The sequence below is a fragment of the Agarivorans sp. DSG3-1 genome (assembly GCF_046774965.1).
Taxonomy (GTDB): domain Bacteria; phylum Pseudomonadota; class Gammaproteobacteria; order Enterobacterales; family Celerinatantimonadaceae; genus Agarivorans.
Genome location: NZ_CP177241.1, coordinates 615,189 through 641,043 on the forward strand (window position 1 = coordinate 615,189; position 25,855 = coordinate 641,043).

The 25,855-nt window shown below is 44.7% G+C and carries 18 protein-coding genes; 6 read left to right on the forward strand and 12 right to left on the reverse strand.

Annotated elements, in window-relative coordinates:
- Positions 1-65 precede the first annotated feature (65 nt).
- Positions 66-1,124 carry a substrate-binding domain-containing protein gene (locus ACLD71_RS02975; RefSeq protein WP_235836245.1) on the reverse strand — a complete coding sequence of 353 codons (1,059 nt, stop codon included), beginning with the start codon at positions 1,122-1,124 and terminating at the stop codon, positions 66-68.
- A 229-nt stretch (positions 1,125-1,353) separates the two neighbouring features.
- Positions 1,354-3,684 carry a glycoside hydrolase family 9 protein gene (locus ACLD71_RS02980; RefSeq protein ID WP_411992901.1) on the reverse strand — a complete coding sequence of 777 codons (2,331 nt, stop codon included), beginning with the start codon at positions 3,682-3,684 and terminating at the stop codon, positions 1,354-1,356.
- 267 nt (positions 3,685-3,951) lie between these two features.
- On the opposite strand from ACLD71_RS02980, the gene ACLD71_RS02985 reads away from it, so the two are divergent.
- Positions 3,952-6,279 (forward strand): Tex family protein, encoded by a 2,328-nt coding sequence (locus tag ACLD71_RS02985; RefSeq protein ID WP_411992903.1) that lies wholly within the window; start codon positions 3,952-3,954, stop codon positions 6,277-6,279.
- A gap of 126 nt (positions 6,280-6,405) precedes the next feature.
- Here the strand turns inward: ACLD71_RS02985 and ACLD71_RS02990 are convergent, their stop codons facing one another.
- From ACLD71_RS02990 to bioH, 3 genes are all read right to left on the reverse strand, one after another.
- Positions 6,406-7,341, reverse strand: coding sequence for a putative metalloprotease CJM1_0395 family protein (locus ACLD71_RS02990; RefSeq protein WP_137674390.1), 936 nt, complete (start codon positions 7,339-7,341; stop codon positions 6,406-6,408).
- 1 nt (position 7,342) lies between these two features.
- Positions 7,343-7,576, reverse strand: a complete 234-nt coding sequence (locus ACLD71_RS02995) for a flagellar biosynthesis protein FlgE (protein WP_137674391.1) — start codon at positions 7,574-7,576, stop codon at positions 7,343-7,345.
- A gap of 67 nt (positions 7,577-7,643) precedes the next feature.
- Positions 7,644-8,417, reverse strand: a complete 774-nt coding sequence (bioH, locus tag ACLD71_RS03000; RefSeq protein ID WP_137674392.1) for a pimeloyl-ACP methyl ester esterase BioH — start codon at positions 8,415-8,417, stop codon at positions 7,644-7,646.
- Positions 8,418-8,450: 33 nt separating this feature from the next.
- Between bioH and ACLD71_RS03005 the strand changes: the two genes are divergently transcribed.
- Both ACLD71_RS03005 and nfuA read left to right on the forward strand, forming a co-directional pair.
- Positions 8,451-9,212 carry a ComF family protein gene (locus ACLD71_RS03005; RefSeq protein WP_137674393.1) on the forward strand — a complete coding sequence of 254 codons (762 nt, stop codon included), beginning with the start codon at positions 8,451-8,453 and terminating at the stop codon, positions 9,210-9,212.
- Positions 9,213-9,246: 34 nt separating this feature from the next.
- Positions 9,247-9,825 carry a Fe-S biogenesis protein NfuA gene (gene nfuA / locus ACLD71_RS03010; RefSeq protein WP_137674394.1) on the forward strand — a complete coding sequence of 193 codons (579 nt, stop codon included), beginning with the start codon at positions 9,247-9,249 and terminating at the stop codon, positions 9,823-9,825.
- An 87-nt stretch (positions 9,826-9,912) separates the two neighbouring features.
- Here nfuA and gpsA read toward each other — a convergent pair whose 3' ends face one another.
- The 3 genes from gpsA to ACLD71_RS03025 form a co-directional block, all read right to left on the reverse strand.
- Entirely contained in the window at positions 9,913-10,920 is a 1,008-nt protein-coding gene (gene gpsA / locus ACLD71_RS03015) for an NAD(P)H-dependent glycerol-3-phosphate dehydrogenase (RefSeq protein ID WP_137673452.1), read from the reverse strand.
- Entirely contained in the window at positions 10,920-11,396 is a 477-nt protein-coding gene (secB, locus tag ACLD71_RS03020; RefSeq protein ID WP_137673451.1) for a protein-export chaperone SecB, read from the reverse strand. Before secB ends, gpsA begins: the two co-directional genes overlap by 1 nt.
- A gap of 68 nt (positions 11,397-11,464) precedes the next feature.
- Positions 11,465-11,893: a rhodanese-like domain-containing protein gene (locus tag ACLD71_RS03025; RefSeq protein WP_137673450.1), complete on the reverse strand. Its 429-nt coding sequence runs from the start codon at positions 11,891-11,893 to the stop codon at positions 11,465-11,467.
- 252 nt (positions 11,894-12,145) lie between these two features.
- Between ACLD71_RS03025 and gpmM the strand changes: the two genes are divergently transcribed.
- The 3 genes from gpmM to ACLD71_RS03040 are packed head-to-tail and all read left to right on the forward strand — an operon-like array spanning position 12,146 to position 15,652.
- Positions 12,146-13,678 carry a 2,3-bisphosphoglycerate-independent phosphoglycerate mutase gene (gene gpmM, locus ACLD71_RS03030; RefSeq protein WP_137673449.1) on the forward strand — a complete coding sequence of 511 codons (1,533 nt, stop codon included), beginning with the start codon at positions 12,146-12,148 and terminating at the stop codon, positions 13,676-13,678.
- 7 nt (positions 13,679-13,685) lie between these two features.
- The gene (locus ACLD71_RS03035) at positions 13,686-14,873 is read left to right on the forward strand and encodes a murein hydrolase activator EnvC family protein (protein ID WP_411992907.1); all 1,188 of its coding nucleotides are present in this window, start codon (positions 13,686-13,688) and stop codon (positions 14,871-14,873) included.
- Positions 14,861-15,652 (forward strand): divergent polysaccharide deacetylase family protein, encoded by a 792-nt coding sequence (locus ACLD71_RS03040; protein WP_137673447.1) that lies wholly within the window; start codon positions 14,861-14,863, stop codon positions 15,650-15,652. The genes ACLD71_RS03035 and ACLD71_RS03040 overlap by 13 nt, the downstream gene beginning before the upstream one ends.
- 251 nt (positions 15,653-15,903) lie before the next feature.
- Here ACLD71_RS03040 and ACLD71_RS03045 read toward each other — a convergent pair whose 3' ends face one another.
- The 4 genes from ACLD71_RS03045 to ACLD71_RS03060 all read right to left on the reverse strand — a co-directional run bounded on the left by ACLD71_RS03045 (position 15,904) and on the right by ACLD71_RS03060 (position 25,851).
- On the reverse strand, positions 15,904-16,137 hold the full coding sequence (locus ACLD71_RS03045; RefSeq protein ID WP_137673446.1) for a YkgJ family cysteine cluster protein: 234 nt from the start codon (positions 16,135-16,137) through the stop codon (positions 15,904-15,906).
- A 124-nt stretch (positions 16,138-16,261) separates the two neighbouring features.
- Entirely contained in the window at positions 16,262-20,692 is a 4,431-nt protein-coding gene (locus ACLD71_RS03050; protein WP_411992909.1) for a pilus assembly protein, read from the reverse strand.
- A 288-nt stretch (positions 20,693-20,980) separates the two neighbouring features.
- Complete coding sequence (locus tag ACLD71_RS03055; RefSeq protein ID WP_137673444.1) at positions 20,981-25,453, reverse strand: pilus assembly protein; 4,473 nt, start codon at positions 25,451-25,453, stop codon at positions 20,981-20,983.
- Positions 25,453-25,851, reverse strand: a complete 399-nt coding sequence (locus ACLD71_RS03060; RefSeq protein WP_411992911.1) for a type IV pilin protein — start codon at positions 25,849-25,851, stop codon at positions 25,453-25,455. The genes ACLD71_RS03055 and ACLD71_RS03060 overlap by 1 nt, the downstream gene beginning before the upstream one ends.
- Positions 25,852-25,855: the final 4 nt, after the last annotated feature.

Here is a 25,855-nt window from a genome sequence, read left to right on the forward strand (position 1 = left end):
GTTTTATAGTCTCTGCCTAAGCCGGTAATTATAAACGACTTAGGCAGGGTAACGGCAAGAGTTTGTTACATGATGTGGGCTTGAGTGGTTTCGCGTTTCACTAATTCCACAGGCGGTAACCTAAATTGTTGATTGGCTCCGCCATTTAACATATCCAATATGGCTAGCGCTGCGGCATAACCAGTATCAAAAATAGGTTGGCGAACCGTGGTTAAAGGCGGAATGAAAAACGCCGAACTTGGCACATCATCAAAACCAATCACAGAAACACGTTCTGGCACAGGGCGCTTAGCTTGATACAAGGCTTGCATAGCACCGTAGGCGGTTAAATCGTTGGCGGCAAAAATTGCACTAAACTGGCGCTTGTTGGCCAATAAACGCTGCACAGCATCAAATCCAGATTGCTCGGTAAAGTCACCCTGCTCCACCAGCTGCAATTTAACTGGCAAACCTGCATGTTCCATCGCTTGGCAATAACCTTCGTAACGCTGTTGAGCATCAGGATGATCGGCATTACCTTTAATATGAACAATTTCTCGATGGCCTAATTGAATCAGGTGATTGGTGGCCATGTAAGCGCCCACCGAATTTTCAATTTTGATTGAACGTAAGCGTGCTGCTTCAAGTTCACGGCCCAGGGCCACAATTGGGCGCTTCTTAGAAAACTCAAGCACCTGATCATCACTCAAACCACCTGTAACAATAATAATACCGTCTACCGAACGCGACAGTAATAGTTGCATCGACTCAGTTTCTTCTTCGGTATTCCAGTGCCCTGTAACAATAATATGTGAGTAACCTTGAGCCAGTAATACTTCTTCTATACCGCGCAAAATAGAGGCATAAAATGGGCTATCTGGATGTTGTACCAATACCCCAATCGTCATGGTGCGGCTGCTAGCACTGGCACCTGTTTGCTGGCCAGGCTTGTAACCTAGTTCAACCATAGCCGCTTGAATTTGTTTACGTTTAGCATCAGACACATAGGTAGTCTGGTTCATAAACCGAGACACGGTACTCGGCGAAACGCCCGCTAACGCTGCAACGTCATATACTGTAGAGCGTTGTTCCAATTTGCTTTTATCTTTCACTGTTATTCTCTGACAACTAACCCGAGTTTGCATTTTATCTCCTCTTTGCCAGGTCATATGGTGGTATACCAAAGAGACAAAATTCCTGCCCCACTATATACGTCTACTTAGCTAAGAACTTGCTTTGAATGAATTTGAGCCCCAAAACGACGTCGCAGATCACATTATCTGAACACACCAGCGCTTAGTTAAAGCATTTGCTTTAGTAAAAGATAAATAAAGGCCAACCTTAGGTTGGCCTAGTTACTTGCTTTTATTGAGCTTATTTCGCTAAGCGGTGCTCATCTAACACACTACTTGCCCAGACTAATGGTGCATTCCAGTTGATGGTAATTTCGTTCAATGTCCAAGCACCGATTTCGTCAACAAAACACGTTTGGCCAATACATTTACCTTTCATACCGGCCGCAACAGGGTCACTAAAGCTAATAGAGTTTGGTCCACCCGACAATGCTCCTGGAGCAGGTTTTGGCGAGTTTTCATCAGCTTGATGCGCCCAAAAACGATGGTGAGGATTTTTTAGTGGGTTACTGCCGTAGCCAGTAATGTAAGACTGATCCAAAGGATTACGCCCTAGAATGTAGTCCATGGCATGCACTAAAGCTTGCATATACTTGCTGTCACCACTGTAATCTGCAGCATAAGTTAAGAATATGCCACGGTTCACTAAATTGGAGTTAGATCCCCAAGGGTATTGTTCGGCAGTATAGGGAATGTGGTAACCCTCTTTTGCCAATTGCGCCGAATAACCGTCGGCTGTAGCAATGATCTTAGCGCGTGCCTTATCACGGGTGGCCTCATCTAATTTGCTTGGCACGAGCGCAAGGCTTAAAGTACCGGCCGAGCTTAAATCCTGCCAGAACAAATCACCTTTAGCGGTTTCATCTCCTAGAGGAGCCGCTAAGAAAGCAGGCGATGCTTTTAGGGCTTCTAGATACTGAGCTTCGCCAGTGCTAATGAATAACTCGGCGGCTGCCCAGTAAAACTCATCGGCTAATTCCGTGTCGCCATATGGGCCTGAACCGGTAAAGTTATCGTAAGCGTACACTTCTGGGTGCTTAGCTGCGGCTTGCCATGCGCGGCTAGCGGCAGTTGAGCACTCCGCAGAAAAATCAGCATCAATCTCTTTCCATATACGCGCACACTGGGCAGCGGTAGCCGCTAAGTTAAGTGTGGCTGCTGTACTTGGCTGGCCAACATAACGCTTTTGAGTATCTTTATGGGGAGGTAGCGGCATGCCGGTCCACTTTTCATCGGCCACTTTATGAAAGGCTAATCCTGAGGCATCAATTTCAGTCAGCTTTAAGGCACTTAAATTATCTTGCTGGTTACCGACCGGCACAAATACTTTTTTGCCTTCAGGAATTTGCATTGCCAACATGAATTCCATGTTCCAGCGAGCTTCATCCAAGAGGTCATTCACTCCATTACCAGCTTCTGGAATGGCTTGTTTGCCATCAGCAAAGGGCTCTGGCGCGCCATCAATCCATAATGAACGCTCGTAAAGATTCATTAAGGTCCAGGTACTAATACCGCCATTCACCACGTATTTACCATGGTCACCAGCATCATACCAACCACCGGTTAAGTCCATATCAAAATCACAACCTGGCCATTGATTTCCTTTGTCATCGGCTTTATCAAAACAGCTCACTACATCTGAGGGGTGACCCGCCGGACGCGCTAGATTAGCTCGTTGTACAAAATCAGCTTTAACCTCAATACCACTGCGGTTTTGGTAAAAATACCCTAATGCATCATGTTTCAATTTACCGTACAAGTCTTCGGTAATGCTGAAAGGATGGCTAGACTGGCCGGCAGCTTCCAAGGTTAAGCCTGTTTGTGGCGTGTTGATTCGGCTGAAGTCTGCACGATGCACATTCTCGCCAGAGCTTTTATTTTCACCAAATACTCGCGTTTTACCGTTCGCCAGTACTTCCCCTTTGGCGTCTTTCAACTGCCAAAAAATAGGTTGCTGCGAGTCACTGTTAATAACAGCAAACTTCTCAGATGTTGGAAAGAAGCCCAACTGATTAAGTCGTACCTTAGGAATATTGTTCACAATGACAAAGGATTTCCCCTTCACCGAAATGTTACTAAAGCAGACATTGGCTTCTTGCTGAGCGCCTAACTGAAATTGAAACTCTGTTTTCGCATCACTGGAAACCTCTTGAGTAAACGTAAAGCTAAAGGCTTTTGGCTCGGTAGATACCTCAATAGCTTGATTGAAGTATTGAGTGTAAGGTGCACCTTCATGTTGAATAAGCGTAGTAAAGGCAGTGTTTTTATTGGCTCGGGCGGTAAAATCAATCGAATAGCTTTCGCCCTCCTCCAAACCAAAACCACGCTGACCTAAAATAACATCCCATGGGTTAGACCCGGCACGTTTAATATCCATACAGGCTTCGCCATCTTTAATAACAAGCTCTGCGCCAGTAGACCACCAACCATTGGTGCCACCGCCAAACGCTGCATTTTGCAACATTTCATCACCCGCTGAATGGGCTGAGGTACTAACTAAACTCGCCAAGATGAGTCCTTGGCTTAAAGAACTAACGTTTAAACTGAATAGGGGCTTTCTGCTCGCGCTCATTTCGCTCTCCTTGAACTGAGGCATTAAAATCACTATCACTGTAATCAGTAAACTTTGTTTATTTAAGGCTTGAGCTCACATATCCATGACCAAATGGATGCAACCAAACATATCTATGAACCAGTTATGAAAAAAAACTCACGTTGTGAAATTGTTTTCACATTATTAACTTTTTAAACAGTTAATTTCTTCTTGAAGCCACACAATAACTGAATAAGATAGTGCCACCACCGCCGTAGGATGCGGCGTCTTGAGATAAGCAAGCACATGTCAAATATTGAACCACAAATTGCCATAGATATTAATGCTAATGCACAGCAAGTTAGCGCTGCTATTGCACTGCTCGACGAAGGCTCTACAGTACCTTTTATTGCCCGCTACCGAAAAGAAGCCACTGGCGGACTCGATGACGGGCAACTGCGTTTGCTAGAGCAGCGTTTAAGTTACTTGCGAGAAATGCAGCTACGCAAAATCAGCATTCTTAAGTCAATTACCGAACAAGACAAATTGACTCCACAACTTGAGCAAGCCATTAATGCCGCGACCAGCAAAACCGAATTAGAAGATTTATACCTGCCTTACAAGAAAAAGCGCCGCACTAAAGGTCAAATAGCCATTGAAGCAGGCATAGAGCCTTTAGCCGAGGCTTTGCTTCTACAGCCCGATACCGCGCCGGAATCTTTAGCTGAAAAGTATATCAATGTAGAGGCTGGCTTTGCCGATAGTAAAGCGGTATTAGATGGCGCAAAGTTCATACTAATGGAACGCTTTGCTATTCAAGCGCCTTTACTTGCCAGCTTACGAGTGTTTCTGCAGCAGAACGCCGTGGTTAAAGCCGAGGTAATAGAAGGCCAGCAACAAAACGGCCAAAAATTTCAAGACTACTTTGATTACCAAGAAGCGATAGGCAAAATTCCATCGCATCGCGCTTTAGCGATTCTTCGAGGCCGTAATGAAGGTATCCTAAACCTTAGCGTTGAAGTCGAACAAGACGAGGCCTTAAGCCACCCAGCAGAGCAAATTATTCGAGACTACGTACAACTCAATCCCAAGGGTGTTGCCAGTGATCGTTGGTTGGCGTCTGTAGTGCAATGGACATGGCGAGTAAAACTAAAATTACAGCTAGATACTGAGCTACTCAACCAAATTCGTGAACACGGCGAAGATGATGCCATCACGGTATTTTCTCGAAATCTAAACGACTTACTAATGGCCGCCCCTGCTGGCGCTAAAGCGACCTTAGGTTTAGACCCCGGCTTACGCACTGGTGTGAAAGTCGCCGTAGTAGACGCTACCGGAAAAATGCTGGCCTACGACACTATTTACCCTCACGCGCCACGTAATCAGTGGCAAGACTCGCTAAAAACCTTGGCCAGTTTAGTTACTAAGTATGATGTAAAACTGATCAGTGTGGGTAATGGTACGGCTTCTCGTGAAACCGACAAACTAGCCGCAGACCTCATTAACATGTTACCTCCGCGAGGTATTCAAAAAGTAATGGTAAGTGAAGCGGGTGCGTCGGTGTATTCGGCTTCAGAACTAGCCGCTTTGGAATTTCCTGATTTAGATGTATCGATTCGTGGCGCGGTATCTATTGCTCGCCGCCTACAAGACCCTCTCGCTGAGTTGGTAAAAATTGAACCCAAAGCCATTGGTGTTGGTCAATACCAACACGACGTAAGCCAAAGCAAACTATCGCAGCAACTGGATAGCGTAGTAGAAGACTGTGTAAACGCAGTGGGTGTTGATATCAATATGGCATCGGCACCTTTACTCAGTTTTGTGGCAGGGCTAAACACCACCATCGCGCAAAACATTGTGGCTTATCGTGATGAAAATGGAGCGTTTAAATCGCGCGCAGCCATTAAAAAAGTAGCGCGTTTAGGGCCTAAGGCCTTTGAACAAGCCGCCGGGTTCTTGCGTATCCATCAAGCAAAAAATGCCTTAGATGGCTCAGCTGTGCACCCCGAAGCCTACCCGGTGGTTGAAGCGATAGCCAAACACAGCCAGTGCCAAGTAAGCCAATTAATTGCCAATAACGAGCGCTTAAGTAACTTAGACCCAAAACAGTTCACTAACGATAAATTTGGTTTGCCGACCGTAACCGACATTATCGCTGAGCTGAAAAAACCCGGCCGCGATCCACGCCCAGAGTTTGCCACGGCTAACTTTAAAGAAGGTGTGAATACCATCGGTGACTTAAAGCCTGCAATGTTGCTAGAAGGCGTGGTGACCAACGTGACTAACTTTGGCGCTTTTGTTGATGTAGGCGTGCATCAAGACGGTTTGGTGCATATTTCTTGTCTTGCCAATCACTTTGTAAAAGACCCTCACCAAGTCGTAAAAGCCGGTGATATTGTAAAAGTGAAAGTACTGGAAGTAGAGCCACAGCGAAAACGCATTGCCCTTAGCATGCGTTTGGATGAAGACATTCCTCAAACTGCAGCAAATAACAACAAGCCCAGAAATCCCCATCAGGGAAAACCTAAGCAAGCAACCACCAGTAGAGCAACACCTAGGCACGAAGCTAAACCACAAAAAACAGCGCCTATTAATAGTGCCTTTGCAGATGCCTTTGCTAAAGCTAAAAAGTAACAGGGAGAATGCCAAGTAGGCTTGCATTTACTTGGCTTAAGCTGGCAAACGTAATTGAGACTGCGGCCAAAAGGCTAAGGCTAAAAAGTAACATGGGAAGACTAAGTAGACTTACGCTTACTTGGTTTAAGCTTGTAAACTTAACTGAGACTGCGGCCGAAAGGCTGCAGCACTAGCATAACGCTGCTGAATGTGGTCATTGCGTTGCGCCATTTGTTGCGCAATGTCGGGGTAACGTTGCTGCAAGACTTGCGCATTTTGTTGTTGCAGAGCTTGTGCAGACTGTCGCTCTTCAACGGTTGGACTTAAACCTGTTTCAAATGCCGACGGTTGTTCGTCCGAGGCTAACAAGCCAGGAGGTTGGCTATGGTTAAGCTCTTGCTGCGCTTCAGCGGCCTTTTGTTGAGCTTGTGCGGCAACTTGCCTATCTTGACTCGACGGCTCTGCTGGCGCTAAGGCTGCGCGCTGAACTTGTTCCATTTTAGCAATGGTTGCTTGAGGATCATCAGGAATCTCACTGACATCAATTGATACCTCGCCACCTACCGCATATTGTTTACCATCAGGGCCACGCTCTAGCTCAAAAGAAGCGGCGCTGGCGTATTGGCCACCCACAGCTTGGTGTTGAGCTTCATGGGTTCTCACTTCACGGTCACGAGAACTGAGCTCATCAACCTTCTTTTGTTCGCCTTCGCTAAGTTCATTTTGACTTTTTTGCCTGGCGCTTGGCTGCTCTGATCCTGATTGACCCGACCCCGCTTGCTCACCGTCTTTGGCTTGATCGCCCTGTTTACCTTGCTGATCACCCTGTTGCTCGCGACCTTGCTGAGTTTCTCGCTCGCTAATTTTAGCGTTTTGCTGTTCTTGAACTTGTGGGTATTGAGCAGTAACTTGTGGTTTAGAGCGATCTTTTTCTGCGCCTACCTCTGGCTCTTTGGCAAAACTAGCAACTTCTTTAGGTTGGGCAATAACTTGGCGCAACTGGTTGTCGCGGCGCGCCGCATCTGTGGGCGGCGAAAGCGTATTGGGGAACACATTAGGTAAGCTAACATTGATATTCATATTAGGCCTCTATATCCAATAAAGTACCTAACATTTTTGATTCTGTTTGAATCACTTTAGCGCCCGCTTTGGCGTAAAGTTCGGCTTGGCTCAAACTGACTAGCGCATCTACCACTTCATTTTGCTGAGGTTCCCGCTTTGCTGCGACCTCAGCCAAGGTTTGGGCACTTTCGCTAACTTGTTGATTTGCGTTAGCAATAATTTGATAACCGCTGTTCGCTGCTCCAACTTGCATATGCCCTCCAACTAAATCCGCAAAAAGCCACCTATGATTAAAGCTAATTTTAGCAAATCGTACACTTTTACACCACTACTGACTGCCCAAACTCGATAATCTTATCTGCAAACAAAACTTTTTCAGAGATGAATGGAGCATGTGATGAGCTTTCAAATTGGTACTGCTGAGCCTCACTATGTAATGCGGCATGTTGCTCCATAGCGGCTTTTGGTACTAAAGCGTCACTGCGCCCATAAAGTTGTAACCATGGCATGTTTATTTGAGCAACTTGCGCTCGTAAGTCTTGGCTCTGCAGTAAGGCTAAACCTTGCTGCAAGGCGTCTAACTTAGGCAAAGGTTTATCGGCCAACAGGTCACGCAATTGTTTGATATCTTGCTTAGCGTGAGCGCTGCCCATGGCTTGAATAGCCAAAAACTGTTGTAGCGTTTTATTAAAGTCTTGCTGCAACCCTAGAGCAAAACCGCTTAGCACCTTGTCTTGAATGCCCGGCCAATCTTCCCCCGCGACAAAGTGGGCGGAACTGGCAACGGTAATCAAGCCGGCAACATGCTCAGGCAAATGAATAGCGGCATGTTTTGCCACTAAGCCGCCTAACGACCAGCCCAGCCACAGTGCTTTTTCCGGTACTTGTTTTGCAATAGCTTGTGCCATTCCCTCAAGGCTTAAGGTTTCGATAGCTGTAGAGTGGCCAAAACCCGGTAAATCAAAACGATAAACGGTAAAGTGCTGACTCAATAATTCACTCACAGGCTGCCAAACAGCGCCGTTTAAACCCCAACCGTGAATAAGAATTAACGCTGGCCCACTGCCTTGCCGCTCAAAATGCAATTTGCTCATCTACACTTAACTACTTGTTTATAAGGGGAGCCAATGTTAACCAGTTTTTCCAAGGCTTTAAACCATCCGTTGCTGCAATCAACCCAATGTGTTTTTTGCTTACAATGTAAAAACACTAGGCAAGCTTGTTGCTCGAGCTGCTACGCCATATTACGTGGGCAGCATGGTGAACGTTGCCAAACCTGTTATTTGCCCTTGGCAGAACCAGGTATTTGCGGAGAATGCCAAACAGAGCCGCCCCACTTCGACCAAGTCATTTGTTTAAATGATTACCAATGGCCGCTTGAACCTGTCATCAAAGCCTACAAATACGGCAAACAACAATACCTAGCAAAACCCTTAAGTCGGCTACTGTTGAATCACGCCAAGCAACAAAGCTCAGGATTGCCTGAAGCTTTTTTACCAGTGCCTCTACATTGGTTAAAAAAATGGCGACGAGGCTTTAATCAAAGTGAATTGCTCGCCAGCAGTGTTGCTAAGCAACTAAATAAACCGATGTGCACACCGCTAGTACGTAAACACTATGGTATAAGCCAAGCAAGTCTTAATCGGCAACAACGCCAGCATGCTTTAGCCGCCAGTTTTAGCCTTAAAAACAAAATCCAATTTAAACATTGGGTATTAGTAGATGACGTGGTGACCACTGGCAGCACTGCCAACGTGATAGCCAAGATGCTCAAGCAAGCGGGGGCCGAACAAGTCGATGTTTGGGCAATTGCCCGAACCGATAAACCTAAACATAAAAAATCGCCAGCCAGCAACACTAGCAGAGCTCACAAAAAAGCCGTACAATAAACCTTAGTAATTTAGTCAGGTATCGAGGAAGCAGATGGTATCGATCTCAGAAACGGCTCAACAACACTTTGTTAAGCTGCTAGAACAACAGCCTGAAGGCACCCACATTCGTGTATTTGTGGTAAACCCAGGTACCCCTAGTGCAGAGTGTGGCGTATCTTACTGCCCACCAGAATCGGTTGAAGACGACGATACTGCACTGCAATTTGATGGCTTTAAAGCCATGGTAGATACCGCAAGCGCGCCCTTTTTAGATGAAGCGGAAATCGATTTTGTCACCGATAAAGTGGGCTCGCAACTTACCCTTAAAGCACCAAACGCTAAAATGCGTAAAGTTGAAGATGACGCACCACTTATCGAACGTGTTGAATACGTTATCGAAAGCCAAGTAAACCCTAACCTTGCCTCACATGGCGGTAAAGTTAGCGTAATGGAACTCACTGAAGAAGGTGTGGTTGTACTGCAATTTGGCGGCGGCTGTAACGGCTGTAGCATGGTTGACGTAACCCTGAAAGAAGGCATTGAAAAGCAATTGCTTGAAGCTTTCCCAGGTGAGTTAACCGGGGTGAGAGACGTAACAGAGCACCAAGCAGGTGAGCACTCTTACTACTAGCTGCGCTTATCGTTAAGTAGATGCTAGCGAAATAAAAAGCCTATCTATTGATAGGCTTTTTTGTGTCAGTAATTAACTTAAACCAAGCTATTCTTCGCGCTGGTCACGCGCTAAAAGATCCATCGCTGCTTGCTTTGGCGATTTAGCTTTATAAAGCACCTGATAAACCTGCTCAACGATTGGCATTTCTACACCAACCCGTTGCGCGAGCAAATACACTTCTTTGGTATTGCGGTAACCTTCTACCACCTGACCAATATCCGCTTCTGCTTGCTCAAGTGATTTACCGGCACCTAGTGCAAGACCAAATCGGCGGTTTCGGCTTTGGTTATCAGTACAAGTGAGTACCAAGTCACCCAAACCAGCCATACCTTTGAAAGTCTCAGCTTCAGCACCTAAGGCTTTACCCAAACGCGCCATTTCGCGTAAACCACGGGTAATTAAAGCGGTGCGTGCATTTGCGCCAAAACCTAAGCCGTCGGCCAATCCTGCACCTATCGCAATCACGTTTTTCACTGCGCCGCCCAGTTGCACGCCAACAATATCGTTGTTGGTATACACTCTAAAGCTACGTTCACAGCGCATTACTTCAGCCAAGTAGCTAACAAAGTCAGTATCTGATGAAGATGCCGAAATGGCCGTAGGTAAACCTGCGGCTAATTCTTTAGCAAATGTAGGCCCTGAAATAACCGCTAACGAGCGTTGCTCGCCAAGCACTTCAACCGCTACTTCTGAAAGCAAGTGCCCAGTATTTGCCTCTAAACCTTTGGTTGCCCAAGCTACACGCGACTCGGCACTCAGCATGGGCTTTATTTGACGCATAATGTCAGCAAAAGCAAAGCTAGGCACCACCACTAATAAGTTGTCGCTTTGGGCAACGGCCGTCGCTAAATCAGCCTCTAACTCGAGACTATCAGGAAAGGTAATACCGGGTAGAAAATCTTGGTTTTCACGGGCTGCATTAAGTGCAGCCACATGTTCAGGCTCATGACCCCATAACACGGTACGTTGTCCATTACGGGCAATGGCAATCGCCAAAGCAGTACCGTATGAGCCAGCGCCCAATACGGTCATAGTCGCCTTTGAGTTAGTCATTAAGCGTCAGCTTTAGCCGCTTGTTGCTGCTCAGCTTGCTGTTGTACGTAGTTAGCAAACAAGGCATCAAAGTTAACTGGTGCAAGGTTAATTTGTGGGAATGAACCTCGGTTAACTAAATTAGATACCGCTTCACGAGCGTAAGGGAACAAAATGTTCGGGCAGTAGGCGTTAATTGCGTGAGCAAGTTGCGGCTCTGGCATATTACCTAGGGTGAAAATACCACCTTGATGAACTTCACATAAGAATGCTGTTTTGTCTTCTACTTTTGCAGTAACTGTAAGCGTAAGCACTACTTCAAATACGTTATCAGCAAGTTTGTTGCTAGTAGTATCTAGGTCAACTTTCACTTCTGGTTTCCATTCTAGTTGGAAAACTTGAGGAGAGTTAGGCGTCTCGAAAGAGATGTCTTTGGTGTAGATACGTTGAATTGCAAATTCTACTTGTGGTGCTTCTGTGGTTGCTGCTTCAGCCATGATAAATACCTTTAATACTGTGTTTTAAAATTGTCTAATTGCTAAGCGTTAGCAATCAAAGCGCGATCTTATTTCTTAGTGATCGGTAGGTTTGCAGATTTCCAGTCGGTCATGCCGCCGCGTAAGTTATACACTTGCTCAAAACCACCTTTAACTAGCGTATTTGCCGCTGAGCCAGAACGCATCCCTGTTTCACATACAACGATAATGGGGCTGCCCTTTAAATTTTCAATAGGCTTGAAGTTATTAGCCTGTATTTGAGTTAAAGGAATGTGACGTGCGCCCGCAATATACCCTTTTTTGTATTCATCGTTAGTACGAACATCAACCACTACGGCGTCTTGTTTATTGATAAGCAAGGTCGCTTCGTGATTACCCACTGAAGTCACTTTTGACAACATTGGTTGAATAAAACTGTAAATAACGGCACCGAACAAACCTACCCAAGCGAATGAAATGATAGGGTTATTTCCGACAAATTCGACAACTTGCTGCATAGTATGACAATTCCAGTTAAGCAAATAGTTAGTGATAATGGGGCGAGAGTATACACCCGAGCGGCAAGAATAGCAGCTATCGTAGACGCGTAACTAGGCAAATTGACCTAAGATTCATACACCAACAAAAAAACCACTTAAAATGACTAATCTCGGTTGAATTGCGTTCAATCAGGTGACTCAAACTAAAAATGTAGTAATATTTCACTAATTCGTTTTTCACTTTTACATTTACCGATTGAGGAAATTGCAATGTCTGCAAGCAAAAAGCCTTTGGCTCTAATCATTATGGATGGCTGGGGCTACCGCCAAGATAGCGCGGATAACGCCGTAGCAAACGCGAACACCCCTGTACTAGACAACCTTTGGAACACTGCTGCTAGCACACTGATTTCAAGTTCTGGTCTAGATGTTGGTCTACCTGACGGCCAAATGGGTAACTCAGAAGTAGGCCACACCAATATTGGTGCCGGTCGAATCGTATACCAAGAACTGACTCGCGTTGGTAAGTCAATTACAGATGGTGACTTCTTCACCAATGACGTTTTAGTGGGCGCGGTAGATAAAGCCGTAGCAGCCAACAAAGCTGTACACATTATGGGTCTACTTTCTCCAGGCGGCGTTCACAGCCACGAAGACCACATGTTAGCGGCTATCGAACTCGCCGCGAAACAAGGTGCTAAAGAAATTTACCTGCACGCATTTTTAGATGGCCGCGATACGCCACCACGCAGCGCCCAAGGTTCTATCGAGAAATTTGATGCTAAGTTTGCTGAAGTGGGCGCGGGTCGCATCGCTTCATTAGTAGGTCGTTACTACGCCATGGACCGCGATAACCGTTGGGAACGTGTAGAGGAAGCTTATCAGCTATTAACCGAAGGCAAAGCAGAATACAGTTACGCTAACGCAACTGAAGCACTAGCGGCCGCTTACGCGCGTGAAGAAAACGATGAATTTGTTAAAGCATCAGTAATTGGTGATTCACCAGCAGCCATTAACGATGGCGACGCGGTATTGTTCATGAACTTCCGTGCTGACCGTGCTCGTGAAATCTCTCGCTGTTTTGTTGAGCAAGACTTCACCGGCTTTGCGCGCGCTAAAGTACCAGCCTGCGAGTTTGTTACGCTGACTCAATACGCAGCAGACATTAACGCACCTTGTGCTTACGGCCCAACAGACTTAGTGAATACCCTAGGCGAATGGCTAGAGAAGAAAGAGAAAACTCAACTACGCATCTCAGAAACTGAGAAATATGCTCACGTTACCTTTTTCTTCAACGGCGGCAAAGAAGACGCGTTTGTTGGCGAAGATCGCGAACTTATCCCTTCACCTAAGGTAGCCACTTACGACCTGCAGCCAGAAATGAACTCGGAAATGTTAACCGATAAGTTTGTTGCTGCCATTGAAAGCGGTAAGTACGATGTAATTATCTGTAACTACCCTAACACCGACATGGTTGGTCACACTGGCGTTTATGAAGCAGCAGTAAAAGCGTGTGAAGCAGTAGATACAAGCATTGGTCGTTTAGTGGAAGCACTAGATAAAGTAGGCGGCGAGTGTTTAATTACAGCTGACCACGGTAACGCCGAGCAAATGGTTGACCCAGAAACAGGTGGCATCCACACCGCTCACACTAACCTACCGGTACCATTTATCTACTACGGCCGCGAAGCCACGCCAGTAGAAGGTGGTCGCCTAAGTGATATCGCTCCTACCATGCTAAGTTTGATGGGCATGGAAACTCCAGCAGAAATGACTGGCAAGGCCTTGATGAATTTGAAATAATGGCTTGATGAAACAGCCTAATTCACATTCGAATCAAGGTGTTATTAAACGCCTTGTTCGCCTGTTAAACGCCAGCCTTATCGCTGGCGTTTTGCTATTGCTCTGCTCTCCTACTCATGCCGATGAGCAACAGCAGCTGATTAATGTGCAAAAACAGCTCAAGCAGCAACAACAGCAACTCAAACAACGCAAAAGCAATATATCTAAAGCCCAAGAGCAGTTACGCCAATACGAATTAGCGCTTGCTGACTCTAGCCAACAACTAAGAAAACTCAACAACCAACTGTCTCATTCTAAAATGGAGCAGCAGCAAATTGAGTCACAGATAAATACCTTAAAACAGCAGCTCAAACAGCAACAAAAAGCCCTAGCAGCTCAAATAAATAGCGCCTACCGTTTAGGTGAAAGCGACTATATGAAGATGCTGTTGAACCAACAAAATGCAGCCAACTTAGAGCGTATGGTCAGTTATTACCAATATTTGGCGAAAGCACGCAGTGCTGCATTACTTGAAGTAAATGATAAGCAAATTGAATTAAGCCGAGTACAAGAGCAACTGGCAGAGTCGCAGAAAAAGCTCGAAGCCTTAGTAAGCCTGCAGCAAGACAAATTACAGCAATCTCAAGCTCAACAGAATCAACGTAAGCAACAGCTCGCTAAACTCAATACCTTGCAAAACACAGAACAAAGCCGTTTAGAGCAGCTGCAAATAAACGAACAGCAGTTACAACAAGTGATTAGTGACAAAATTGAACAGCAGCAACAATTAGCTTTGAAGCAAAACTTGGATAAAACCCCACTCACCGGGTTAGCCAAAACCAAGGGCAAGCTGCCATGGCCACTTAGTGGACGAGTTCTGCATAGTTACAACAGCCAAAATCAAGGGCAAACACGCTGGCAAGGCATTGTGATTGATTCCCACCCTGGCACCAAAGTGCAAGCAGTAGCGGCTGGTAATGTGGTCTTTGCCGATTGGTTGCGTGGTTACGGGCTAGTGGTAGCTATTGATCACGGAGAACAGTACTTAAGTTTTTACGGCTATAACCAAAGCATAAACGCCGAAGTGGGTGAACGGGTAAATGCCGGAAAAACCATTGCTTACGCGGGTAACACGGGTGGGCAAACCACCAATGCATTATTCTTCCAAATTCGCCATAAAGGGCAGACCCAAGACCCGAGTAAATGGTTAAAATAGTTAGCGCTTGTGTAAGCGTATTGTTTTGTAGCCATCTGCTTGCCAGCCAACTCACCATTATTATCGACGATGTGGGTAATAGCGCCCGTGACATTGACTTATTGGAGCTTCACCCCAGCATTACGCTTTCGGTTTTGCCTTCCAGCCCCTATGCCAAAGAAATTGCCGAACTAGCCCAACAGCAGCAGCGCGAAGTGATGTTGCATTTACCCATGCAGGGTAGCGGGGAAATAGCGTTAGGGCCTTATGGCTTAAACGACCACTTGGATGAAGGCAGCTTTAAACAGCGAGTACAAGCCGCGATTAATGACTACCCCGAAGCCACCGGTTTAAACAACCATATGGGTAGCCAGTTAACCCAACTTCCCACTGAGATGCACTGGCTAATGCAAGTATTGGCAAAACAGCAATTGTTTTTTGTGGACAGTCGTACTCATTTAGCCAGCATTGGCAATAAAGTTGCCAGCCATTACCAAGTGCCCAACCTGCGCAGACATGTATTTCTAGATCACCAAGATAATCCCGCTGCAATAGAAAAACAGTGGCAGCAGGCAATTAACATTGCGCGTAAATACGGCCATGCTGTGCTTATTGCTCACCCAAGACCACATTCGGTAAATCAACTGGCTAAACTTGCGCTACCAGAAGATGTACAGCTAGTTGGTGTGGCCCAGCGATTAGCGCTCAATAACATTCCCAAAACAGAATCACCACTGCTCCAACTAGTGGATGCCACAAGCTTACAAACTGCTGAAGATATTGAAACATCCACCTATTAGTAAACATAGTATTAAGCGCTTAGCCAAGGTTCATGACTGCGTAGTTCGTATCTTCCTTTTCCTTGAAGCGCTCTCTTGTTGCTAGGCTTTGGGGCGGCTTCTATCTGCTCATGCCTGTTCACAATTATTATACGGCACTGGTTTGGCACTTGTGCTGTGATTTTTGTATTACTACACCAAGTCATAGATTCGAAATAGAAAGCAAACGACACTAATCTGCGACTACGTAATTGATGACTGAACCTTAGGATTTAAGCCGTTTGCTGCTCGAGGTGAATAAGATTATCCAAAGCTTGCTGCTGGGTATCACCACATAGCCACTTAGCGGCTTTAAAATCACTACATACTTGTGGCCGCTTGGCTTGACCAAAAATTTTGCACAAGTTATCAGCATTGAGATGCACACAGCGCTCACCGGCAGGTTTGTGTAAAGAACTAATCGAAGGCGCAATACAACAAGCACCGCAACCGATTCGGCATTGCATAGTCAGTGCTCACGAAATTGAAGGGGCGCTAGTGTAGCAAAAAACATCTATAAATATATGAGTAAAACAGCAACAAAAAATGGCAGCCAAAAGGCTGCCATTTTTATCTTTTTAAGCCAAAGGTTTAGTGAAGCCTGCGTAAGCTTAGTCGCCCTGTTGGCGAGAGGAAATCATCAAAACACAGCATCGTTCCGTTACTCAGGGTAATACAGTTTTTCTGATTCACTGACCCATCATGCTCTGAACCATCACTAGGTAAGTTAGGATCAATAATCACGCCTGGCGAAGAAGGTATACCGTCTTCCACTTTTTGGTGTGAACTGTCGTTGTTAATGGTGTCGCTATCATCGTTAGGATCGGTGTTTCCATCAGTACCGGTATTCCAAGTTCGACCAGAGTGCAGGTTAAGCTCCATATACCAACCGCTACCACCTGATGCGCATGTATCAGTATTGGGTAGCATGGTAGTAAAACTTAACTTGTTTGATAGCAACAAGCTATGACTCACCTGCCGCTCTCCATAGTTGTTAGTATTTTTGTTTTGAGTGTTAACAAAGTCTAAATACCAACCACTTTGACTAAACCAATCAATCGGGTAGTCAGTTAATAGGCGATTGCGGGCGTCTTCTTCAATTATCGCTTGGCGCAATAAATTTGAATCATAAACCTCTTGGCCATCTACCCGTGAGCGAGAGCTCTCTACTGCAGTACCGTTTAAACGGTCCCAAATAACGTAAATACTCTGAGTATCTTGATTATCAGCATCGTTGTCATCCACCTCAATGTACTTGCCTGTGCCAAAGGCCACCAATACCCCTTTACCTATACCCTCGGGGTGGACACCCACAGATGGCTTAGTCGTAATGGGCTGAGCTTGATACTGGTAACTGGTTCCCACCACCTTTTTACTAGGGCTTACAGCACTAAATAGAGGCGGTTGTTTACCGCCGCTGCTGGTTGTAGCTAAGCCCCAGTCACTGGTAGATTTACTTGAGACATCAAACACCCACATGTTGCCGAATAAGTCGCCTGCATAAATCCTATCGGCTACGCCATCACCAGTTAAATCAACTACCGCAGGAGACGCTAAGCCATTTGGTCTCGCTTTACCAGTGGGGTCTTGTTCACTACCTATCCCTGTTTTTAAGCTCGCAATTAAACTGCCGTCTTTTAAATCAGCAATGAATAACATCCCTTCATCTTCAGAAGCGTTATAGCCATTAGAAAATATGACTCCAGTTTTACCATTAGGTAACTTAGCTATTGTAGGTTGTTCTCGGCTATAACCTAAGCCTTCGAAGCCCCTAGTGTTGCTATCAATTTCCCACTTGATATTGTTTTTAGATGGCCAGTTCATATTAGTAACATCAATGGCATACAAGCCTTTAACGCCAGTGCCTAAAGTGCCAACTACCGTGGTTTTGTCTGAATCGTCGGTATAAGCGCTAATGGCTCCATCAACAAAGTATTTATGGGTATAAGTGCTTCTACTTAGGCTGTTAAGGTGTTGGTAAACTTGGCTTGGGATATAGGCCATTAGTTCTTTGCCCGTCTTCGCATCGATAACATGTACCATGCCGTCATTAGCACCAAAGACTAATACTGGTTTATTCACCTTATGACCTGTTGCCACATCAACGTAATAGGGAATGGAGTTGATCACATCGCCCAGCGCGGTAGAGCGTTTACGCATGGCGTAGGCTAAGTCACTTTGCTCATAGGTTCGATCACCGCGAAGGTAATTAACCACGGCCTCCAGATAAGCAACCTTGGTAGCTTCAGAGCCGTTTTGCCCACCAAGTAAACTATTGATTTGCGCCAGGCTTAAGCCATCGCTGTCACCACCCAAGTTATTTGGCGCAACAAAGTCTACGATTCGATTCGATTCTGGGTTGCGCGTAAAAATCGTTCTATTTTCTGGCAACATAGCGTCTAATTCTTTAGCCGCGCTCCACGTTTCAGTTGAGCTAAAGCCGCCGCCACTGGCAGCTTTATAAGCTTTCACATCACCACTCCAGTATTCCCCATCAAAAGCAGATTGATATAGAAACGAGCTACTGGTTAAAAAGTTATTGTTAAATACCGGTGGACTCGCTGATTGACTGCCACTGGCGATTTTCTCTAAAGCTTTACCAATTTGAGCTCCCAATTGACCCGCATTTGTCACAGGAAAGTAGTTATCCGGTGAGCCGGGTACTTCTTCATCCCATTCACCGTCATCAGGTATACCGTTATTGTTGGTATCGGTGAAGCCCCCCCACTTCGCCGCGTACCACAGTGGCGATGGTAGTAGGGTGGCGGCAGCAGAATCAGAGCTAGGGAAGAAGTTTCGCTTACGGATGAGCGGTAAATCATTGGCGTTATTGCTCACTTCGCGCGAGTTATATGGAAATGCCGCTTCGTTTTCTAAAGGCGTATCTAAATAGTACTCACGTTTGCTACCACTTTTGTCTTTCACGTCGAGGTAGATACCGTCTTTATCAGTACCCGAGATAACGTATCCAGCATGTTGATCGATACTGCCCGCGGCATACAGCGAGTCTAAGGTTAACTGCACACCTTTGCGCTTTGTACAGGTAGCTTCGTTGTCATAAGCACTGTTGCAAAGCTCTTTCACTTCATAGTGATACTTAACGATCATGTCCATTTCATGGTCGGCACCTTGCTCAACATCCTCAAAATTGATCCTAAAGGTGCCTTTCGTTGGTGAGAACTCTTCTACGTAATAATCCACAATGGTATTGGTAGGCTGAAAATCGCCTTTTTTGGTGCTAATACATTTTCCACCCACACAGCCGCCTACTGATTTAGCAAAGGGCACAATAATGATTTTTTCACCCGCAACCTCTACTTCAACCTCAGGCAAAGGGGAAGATACAGCCACTACGGTAGTTTGGATGTTTTGCTTACCGGGTTTCGTTGGGAACATATCTGTTTTATGCCCATAATGCGCTACTGCGGCGACGGAATAACTACCTTCTTTAGTCGGCTCCTGTGGAGACAAACCACGAATTTCCGATAAGCTAGTCACCATTTTTGCGGTTGGCGCACTCGTTGTGCCAGAGTTATCACCGACCGATTCACCAATAAAGTAATCTCCTTTAATGTTCTCGTGAGTAGAAATATTATCGAGTAAGTTCTTTAAGTGAAAACCATCTAGCGTGGACCCCGAATAGCTACTCGCAAAACTCGGATGTGCGTTCGGTAATTCGTCTGAATCGTAAGAAGGGCTAATATCACTAATCACCAAATTAAACGGAGCAGCGCAGTAATCCCGATTTTCGTAAGGGTCATCCCAGGTAGCAAAAGGTAAGCCTAAATAACCATCTATCGTGCCTTTACCACTTGAATATGAGCCGCTGGCTGAGCCTTCCCCGTGAAAATACCGCAAACTCTCATAAAGCATTTCACCAATGGGGTTGCCCCAAGAGGTACATTCGCCATTGCGAATAGCTCGGTCTGTGATCCAACCGCAGCCATACTCATAGCTGCCATATTTAAACCCATAAATCCGCAGCTTATTAATGGTGCTAACAATACCGTCAGTGTTAGTTTTAAACTGACCGCTGTTGGTAATAATCTCATCGCCAAAATGAGACACCGCTTTGCGCAACACGCCACCGGAGAGGTTTTTATCATAACTGCCTGTGAGTAAGCCAAACTCTATGCTGCCATCTTCGCCGTAATCATGTAGCAGACCGGTAGGTTTAAATTGCTTATTGGGGTATTCCTTACAGTTAGCCTCGAGCTTGTCTTTCACACATACTTCAACACGGATCTCATAAGACTCGCTAACATTACCAGCTAATACCGGACGCTCGGTTGTGGCCCACTCCCAAATCTCTTTGTTCATATTCTTTTTAATGCGGAGCTCTGGTGCACCGCCATCAGACCAAGAAGCGCTACCAAAAAAGTGTTTTCTATTTGAATTTGGTTGAGACAAAGGGGTGTAGCTATCGATACGATAACCGTTTACAGCCTCAGAGGTATAACTCTTCCCCCAAGAGTGAGCGTCTTGAGGAATGAAAACTCGCTCAAGTACCGTTAAGCCTTCGCTATCCACTGTGCGATAGCCGCCGTATAACACCGTGCGTAAAACATCCATGCGCGACATGGTTAAGTAGTTAAGGAAATCTCCACTCCATTCACCAGAACCGCTACACGTTTTGGTAGTCGCTTTTGCGCCCACGCCCGGTGAAAAGCGTTTTTGCGCAGTATTGTAGGTATAACAGCGTTGGCTGTTAAAGTAGCCAGCATAATCAACAGCAAGAGGATTATAGTTAATGTCTAAATCATCGTTACCGGTTAAGTCGGTAGCGTCATTATAAGCTTCATAATAAAGCGTATGATCCCGCCCCATCACCAACATCACCATTGGTGCTGGCGTGGTAGCCACATATAAAGGGCTATCGGCTAAGTTAAGGTTTGCCGCTGATAAGGCAGGGGCAACGCAACAGCTAATAAAACTAAAACTAAGTAAACGGCGTTTTATATCACTATCGGTTTTAGATAATAAACGCCATCGCATTTGATGTATAAACACAGAGAATTTCATTAACGCTTCGCTTCCAACAACATAGCTCGCCAGTCTTTTTCAAACCCTTTGAAAAAGTAATAAACGACCATAGAAAACCTGTTGGAATTTTAAGCTGAAAAGGATGAAATTTCAGTGAAGTCTTAGACAATTTATTTTAGTAATATCTATTAAAAACATATATTTAAATAAATATCTCACCAAAAGAAATACACCACATATAAAAATAATAAACCAGCAAAGAGAGGCTGACCATAAACAAAAAAGGGAGCTGCAAGCAGCTCCCTTTCATCATCTATCATCTTACGTTTAGTGTAAGGTTCTTAAGCTTAAACGACCCGTTGGGGATTGGTAGTCGTCATAGCAAAACATAGAGCCATTACTTAAGGTAATACAGTTTTTCTGGATAATACCGTCTTCACCGACCACACCTTCATTAGTCAAATTAGGGTCAATAATCACTGATGGTGATGATGGAATGCCATCTACTTTTTGATGAGAGCTTTCATCATCAATCGTATTGGTATCATCATCTGGATCAGTGAAATCTTCATTTCCTGAATTCCACGTTACTCCAGAATGTAGGTTCATTTCCATGTACCAACCACTTCCTCCCGGCGTACAAGCATCTTCATTGGGGAGAAGTGTCGTAAAGCTCAACTTATTTGCCAACAATAAACTATTTGTTACCTGCCTCTCGCCATAATTAGTTGTATTGTCATCTTGAGTATTGACTAAATCCAAGTACCACCCTTTATGTACCCCCCAATCTATTGGGTAACTTGATACTTTTCTGTTTCTTGCGTCTTCCTCAATAATAGACTGACGTAGTAGATTGCTATATACCTGCTCACTATCGACCTGAGTTCTGCTTGTCGTGTAGTAACTTTCATCCAATTTATCCCAAATTGCATAAATTGACTGGGTAGGCTCAGCTAAATAATTGTTGTCATCTTTCTCAATATATTTACCTGTTCCAAAAGCGACTAAAACTCCTTGTCCAATCCCATAAGGGTGAACTCCAACCGAAGGGCGCGTTGTAATAGCTTGGGAAATATATGTAGCCGGAGAACCCGATTTATCTAAGCTAACGGCTGTAAATAAAGGTTTATCATCTTCATTAGCAATCTTCCAGTTTCCTACGTTGGAATCTGAAATATTGAAAACCCACATATTTCCATACAAATCACCGGCATAAATACGGTCGGCAATACCATCACCATTTAAGTCTACCACCGCAGGGCTGGCAAGCGCATTAGGTCTGTTTAGACCGGTAGGATCAACCACAGTACCTACAGTTAATGATTTAATTAAGCTCCCATCGTCGAGGTTGGCTATATATATTGTTCCAGCATCTTCAGATGAATTATACCCATTAGAGAAGATAACCCCAACGTCTCCATTTTTAAGCTTAGCTATCGTAGGCTTTTCCCGAGTAAAGCCTAATCCGCTATAACCAGTATCAGAACTATCAATTTCCCACTTAATTTTGTTTTTGTTAGCACTTCTCATATCGCTAACATCAATAGCATATAACCCTTTAAAGCCAGTACCCAAGGTGCCTACAACAATGGTTTTATCACTATCATCTGTATATCCAGCGATTTCCCCATCTACGAAGTACTTATGGGAATAACTACTCTTAGTTAGGCTATTTAAATGTGAATAAACCTGACTCGGTATATAAGCCATGATCTCTTCGCCGTTAGCAACATCTATAACATGCACCATCCCATCGTTTGCACCGAAAACTAACACTGGTTTATCTACACTGTGCCCATTAACTTCGTCTACATAATAGGGAGTCGAGTTAACTATATCGCCCAAAGCCGATTCGCGTTCACGCATACTATAAGCTAAATCAGCGGCTTCATAGGTTCGCTCTCCGCGTAAATAGTTAATTACTGCAGTTAAGTAAGCTAACTTTTCGGCGTCTGTACCATTCAGCCCGCTTAGCAATGCTTCGATTTGAGTAACACTTAAACCATCATCAGCACCTAACAAGTCAGAGGGGACCACAAAATCAACAACTTCGTTGCTAAAGCTGTTTCTAGTGTAAATAGTTCTGCTGGAGGGGGTTACAGCATCTATTTCTTCTGCAGCTTGCCAGGTAGGGGTATCACTAAAGCTGCCACCATTACTGGAGTATGCTAATACGTTCCCACTCCAAGTATCACCTTCAAAGCGAGTTTGATACAAAAATGCCCCACTATTAAGAAAAGTATTGTTAAACACAGGTGAAGTAGATGATTGGTCATCTCCAAATGTACTTTCCAAAGCTTTGCCAATTTGAGCCTCTAACTCTCCAGCATTCGTTACAGGAAAATATGAATCCGGTTCCCCAGAGTTATTTTTGTCCCACTCACCAGCGTCGGGGAAATGGTTAGTGTTGTCTTCTGCTTCTTCAAAGCCCCCCCATTTTGCGGCATACCATAAAGGGGAAGGCAATAGATTAGCCGACGAGCTATTAGGGAAGAAATGCCTAGTCCGAGTTAACTCTAGGTCATCTACATTTGCATTTAGTGTTCGATTTCTGGAATTAAGTGGAAAGGCTGAATCTGACTGCTCTGGTGTATCTAGATAGTAGTTAACTTTGCTGCCACCGATATCTTTAACATCTAAGTAAATACCATCCTTTTCAGTACCAGAGATAACGTACCCAGCGTGCTGGTCAATACTGCCAGCTGCATACAATGAGTCTAAGGTGAGTTTTACCCCAGGAGTTTTGGTGCAATCGTCTTCATCGTCATCCACATTTGGACAAAGATCTTTAACTTCATAGGTATATTGAACAATCATGTCCATATCATGATCAGCCCCCTGCTCTACATCTTCGAAGTTAATCCTAAATATCCCTTTAGTACTAGAAAACTCTTCCACATAATAGTCAACAATTGTGTTTGTTGGCTGAAACTCACCTTGAGCGCGATTAATACTGTATCCACCTACAGACTTAGCGAAAGGTACTATTTTAATAACATCGTCACCAACCTCAACTTCCACTTCTGGTAATGGAGAGGAAATTGCTACAACCATAGTATTAATATTCTGCTTACCTTCTTTAGTAGGAAATAAGTCAGTTTTATGCCCATAATAAGCCACCCCGGCTACGGAATAGCTCCCCTCTTTAGTGGGTTCAGCGGGTGACAAACCTCGAATAGCAGACAACGAGCTAACTGTTTTGGCCGTAGGGGCACTCTTAGTATCTGAGATATCTCCGACTGACTCACCTACAAAATAACTACCAGAAATACCTTCTTTTGTAGAAATAGTATCGAGCAAATCGGTTATATCGAAATCAGTAAGTTCGCTACCCTGGTAAGGTAAAGAGTTACCTGAAGCATCAAGTTTAATGAAATCATTCAGAGCTCCAGGAAGCTCATCAGAGTCATAAGAAGGGTTTATATCACTAATAACTAAATTATAAGGCGCCGCACAATAAGAGCGCTTCGCTATGGCGGGATCAGCCCAATTTTCGTAAGGATCATCCCAAGTTGCATACGGCAGGCCTAAAGATGCATCGATAGTTCCACTCCCTGCAGAGTAACTAGAGCTAGCACTATTTTCACCATGAAAATAACGAACACTTTCATAAAGCATTTCACCGATTGGGTTACCCCAGGATGTACACTCCCCATTGGCAATTGCTCTAGTTGCTACCCAACCACAACCATACTCTTCCGAACTATAGTTATAGCCGTAAATCTTGAGCTTGTTGATCGTACTCACAATGCCATTAACTGCGCTATCAAATACTCCAGAACTTGGGTCAACTTCAGTCGAAAAATCTCCAACAGCTTTACGGAGCACACCACCAGATAAGTTTTTATCGTAACTTCCGGTGATTAGACCAAATTCGATACTGCCATTCTCGCCGTAATCGTGAAGTACACCGGTAGGTTTATAATTACCTTCTGAGTATTCCTTACAATTGTCTTCCAAGCTATCTGCCACACACACCTCAACTCTAACATTAAAAGTGTTGTGAATAGTTCGACCACTGCTGCTTAATACTGGGCGTTCAGTACTCGCCCACTCCCAAATGTTACCTGTCGGTTCTTTAGGGCTAGTTGCGCTAGGAGCCACCTCTTGTCGCACTCTTAACTGAGGAGTTCCTCCATCGGCAAAAGATGCGGTTCCAAAAAAGTGTTTAGTACCATCACTAGGTAAAGAGAATGGTGAATACATTCTAATGTTGTATTTATCAACCGCAACTGAGGTATACATCTTTCCCCAACTGTGAGCATCTTGAGGGATGAACACTCTCTCTAACACCGTTTGACTATTTTCAGTTCCGCTAGCGGCGGTATCGGTTGAGCGATAGCCGCCATACAAAACTTTTCTTAAAACATCCATACGCGACATAGTCAGATAGTTTAAAAAGTCACCACTCCAAGAGCCAACACCAGATTGAGCACAGGTTTTGTAATTAGTTGTATCGCTATCTGATTGAGCAATACCAGAATGAACAACAGATTGTTCGGGGGAGAACTTGCCCGATGCGTAGGAGTAGCAGCGATTACTATCGAAGTAACCCGCATAGTTAATCTTGTTAGGCGAGTAACGAATATCAAGTTCACCGTCACCATCTAAGTCCGAGGCATCATTATAAGCTTCGTAATAAAGTGTATGGTCTCGCCCCATTACTAACATTACCAGTGGAGGTGGGGAGCTTGCAGTATATAAAGGCGCATCAGCTAAATCTAAATTGGCCGCTTGTGAAAGCAAAGACACTGAGCTAAAGGCTAATGAACTAATGGTTGTTTTTAATAAAAATTTCATTACCAACACCCTCCAGTTGCAGCTGTAGTGCTACCAGTACTAGATATAGTGAGCGCACCGCAAGAGTCCCCACTTTGAGAACCTTTAGGGGTAGCCGTTAGCGTATAAGAAGTACCAGTAGAATTAGCCACTGCAGTTAAAGTATAAATTTCGCTAAAATCGCTACTTGGCGTATAGATACTTAAGGATGTTGAGCTTACTGCACCGCTATAATTAAGGTGCATCGCATAGTAACTTTCCATATGCTGAGCGGCTTCGACTAAAGTTCGTTTACCTTCTTCGCGCTTGGTGCTTTGCACATGGCTTAAATAACTCGGGTAGGCAATACCCGCTAGTATGGCTACGATGGCGACTGTTATCATCACCTCTAGTAACGTAAATCCTTTTACTTGTTTCACTCTA

What these genes read in the sequence shown, in the direction of transcription:
- ACLD71_RS02975 (WP_235836245.1), bottom strand. Translation starts at nt 1,124, where the DNA reads ATGCAAACTCGGGTTAGTTGTCAGAGAATAACAGTGAAAGATAAAAGC.
- ACLD71_RS03025 (WP_137673450.1), bottom strand. Translation starts at nt 11,893, where the DNA reads ATGCAGCAAGTTGTCGAATTTGTCGGAAATAACCCTATCATTTCATTC.
- ACLD71_RS02980 (WP_411992901.1), bottom strand. Translation starts at nt 3,684, where the DNA reads ATGAGCGCGAGCAGAAAGCCCCTATTCAGTTTAAACGTTAGTTCTTTA.
- gpmM (WP_137673449.1), top strand. Translation starts at nt 12,146, where the DNA reads ATGTCTGCAAGCAAAAAGCCTTTGGCTCTAATCATTATGGATGGCTGG.
- ACLD71_RS03045 (WP_137673446.1), bottom strand. Translation starts at nt 16,137, where the DNA reads ATGCAATGCCGAATCGGTTGCGGTGCTTGTTGTATTGCGCCTTCGATT.
- ACLD71_RS02995 (WP_137674391.1), bottom strand. Translation starts at nt 7,576, where the DNA reads ATGCAAGTTGGAGCAGCGAACAGCGGTTATCAAATTATTGCTAACGCA.
- secB (WP_137673451.1), bottom strand. Translation starts at nt 11,396, where the DNA reads ATGGCTGAAGCAGCAACCACAGAAGCACCACAAGTAGAATTTGCAATT.
- gpsA (WP_137673452.1), bottom strand. Translation starts at nt 10,920, where the DNA reads ATGACTAACTCAAAGGCGACTATGACCGTATTGGGCGCTGGCTCATAC.
- ACLD71_RS02985 (WP_411992903.1), top strand. Translation starts at nt 3,952, where the DNA reads ATGTCAAATATTGAACCACAAATTGCCATAGATATTAATGCTAATGCA.
- ACLD71_RS02990 (WP_137674390.1), bottom strand. Translation starts at nt 7,341, where the DNA reads ATGAATATCAATGTTAGCTTACCTAATGTGTTCCCCAATACGCTTTCG.
- ACLD71_RS03040 (WP_137673447.1), top strand. Translation starts at nt 14,861, where the DNA reads ATGGTTAAAATAGTTAGCGCTTGTGTAAGCGTATTGTTTTGTAGCCAT.
- bioH (WP_137674392.1), bottom strand. Translation starts at nt 8,417, where the DNA reads ATGAGCAAATTGCATTTTGAGCGGCAAGGCAGTGGGCCAGCGTTAATT.
- ACLD71_RS03035 (WP_411992907.1), top strand. Translation starts at nt 13,686, where the DNA reads ATGAAACAGCCTAATTCACATTCGAATCAAGGTGTTATTAAACGCCTT.
- ACLD71_RS03005 (WP_137674393.1), top strand. Translation starts at nt 8,451, where the DNA reads ATGTTAACCAGTTTTTCCAAGGCTTTAAACCATCCGTTGCTGCAATCA.
- nfuA (WP_137674394.1), top strand. Translation starts at nt 9,247, where the DNA reads ATGGTATCGATCTCAGAAACGGCTCAACAACACTTTGTTAAGCTGCTA.
- ACLD71_RS03050 (WP_411992909.1), bottom strand. Translation starts at nt 20,692, where the DNA reads ATGAAATTCTCTGTGTTTATACATCAAATGCGATGGCGTTTATTATCT.
- ACLD71_RS03055 (WP_137673444.1), bottom strand. Translation starts at nt 25,453, where the DNA reads ATGAAATTTTTATTAAAAACAACCATTAGTTCATTAGCCTTTAGCTCA.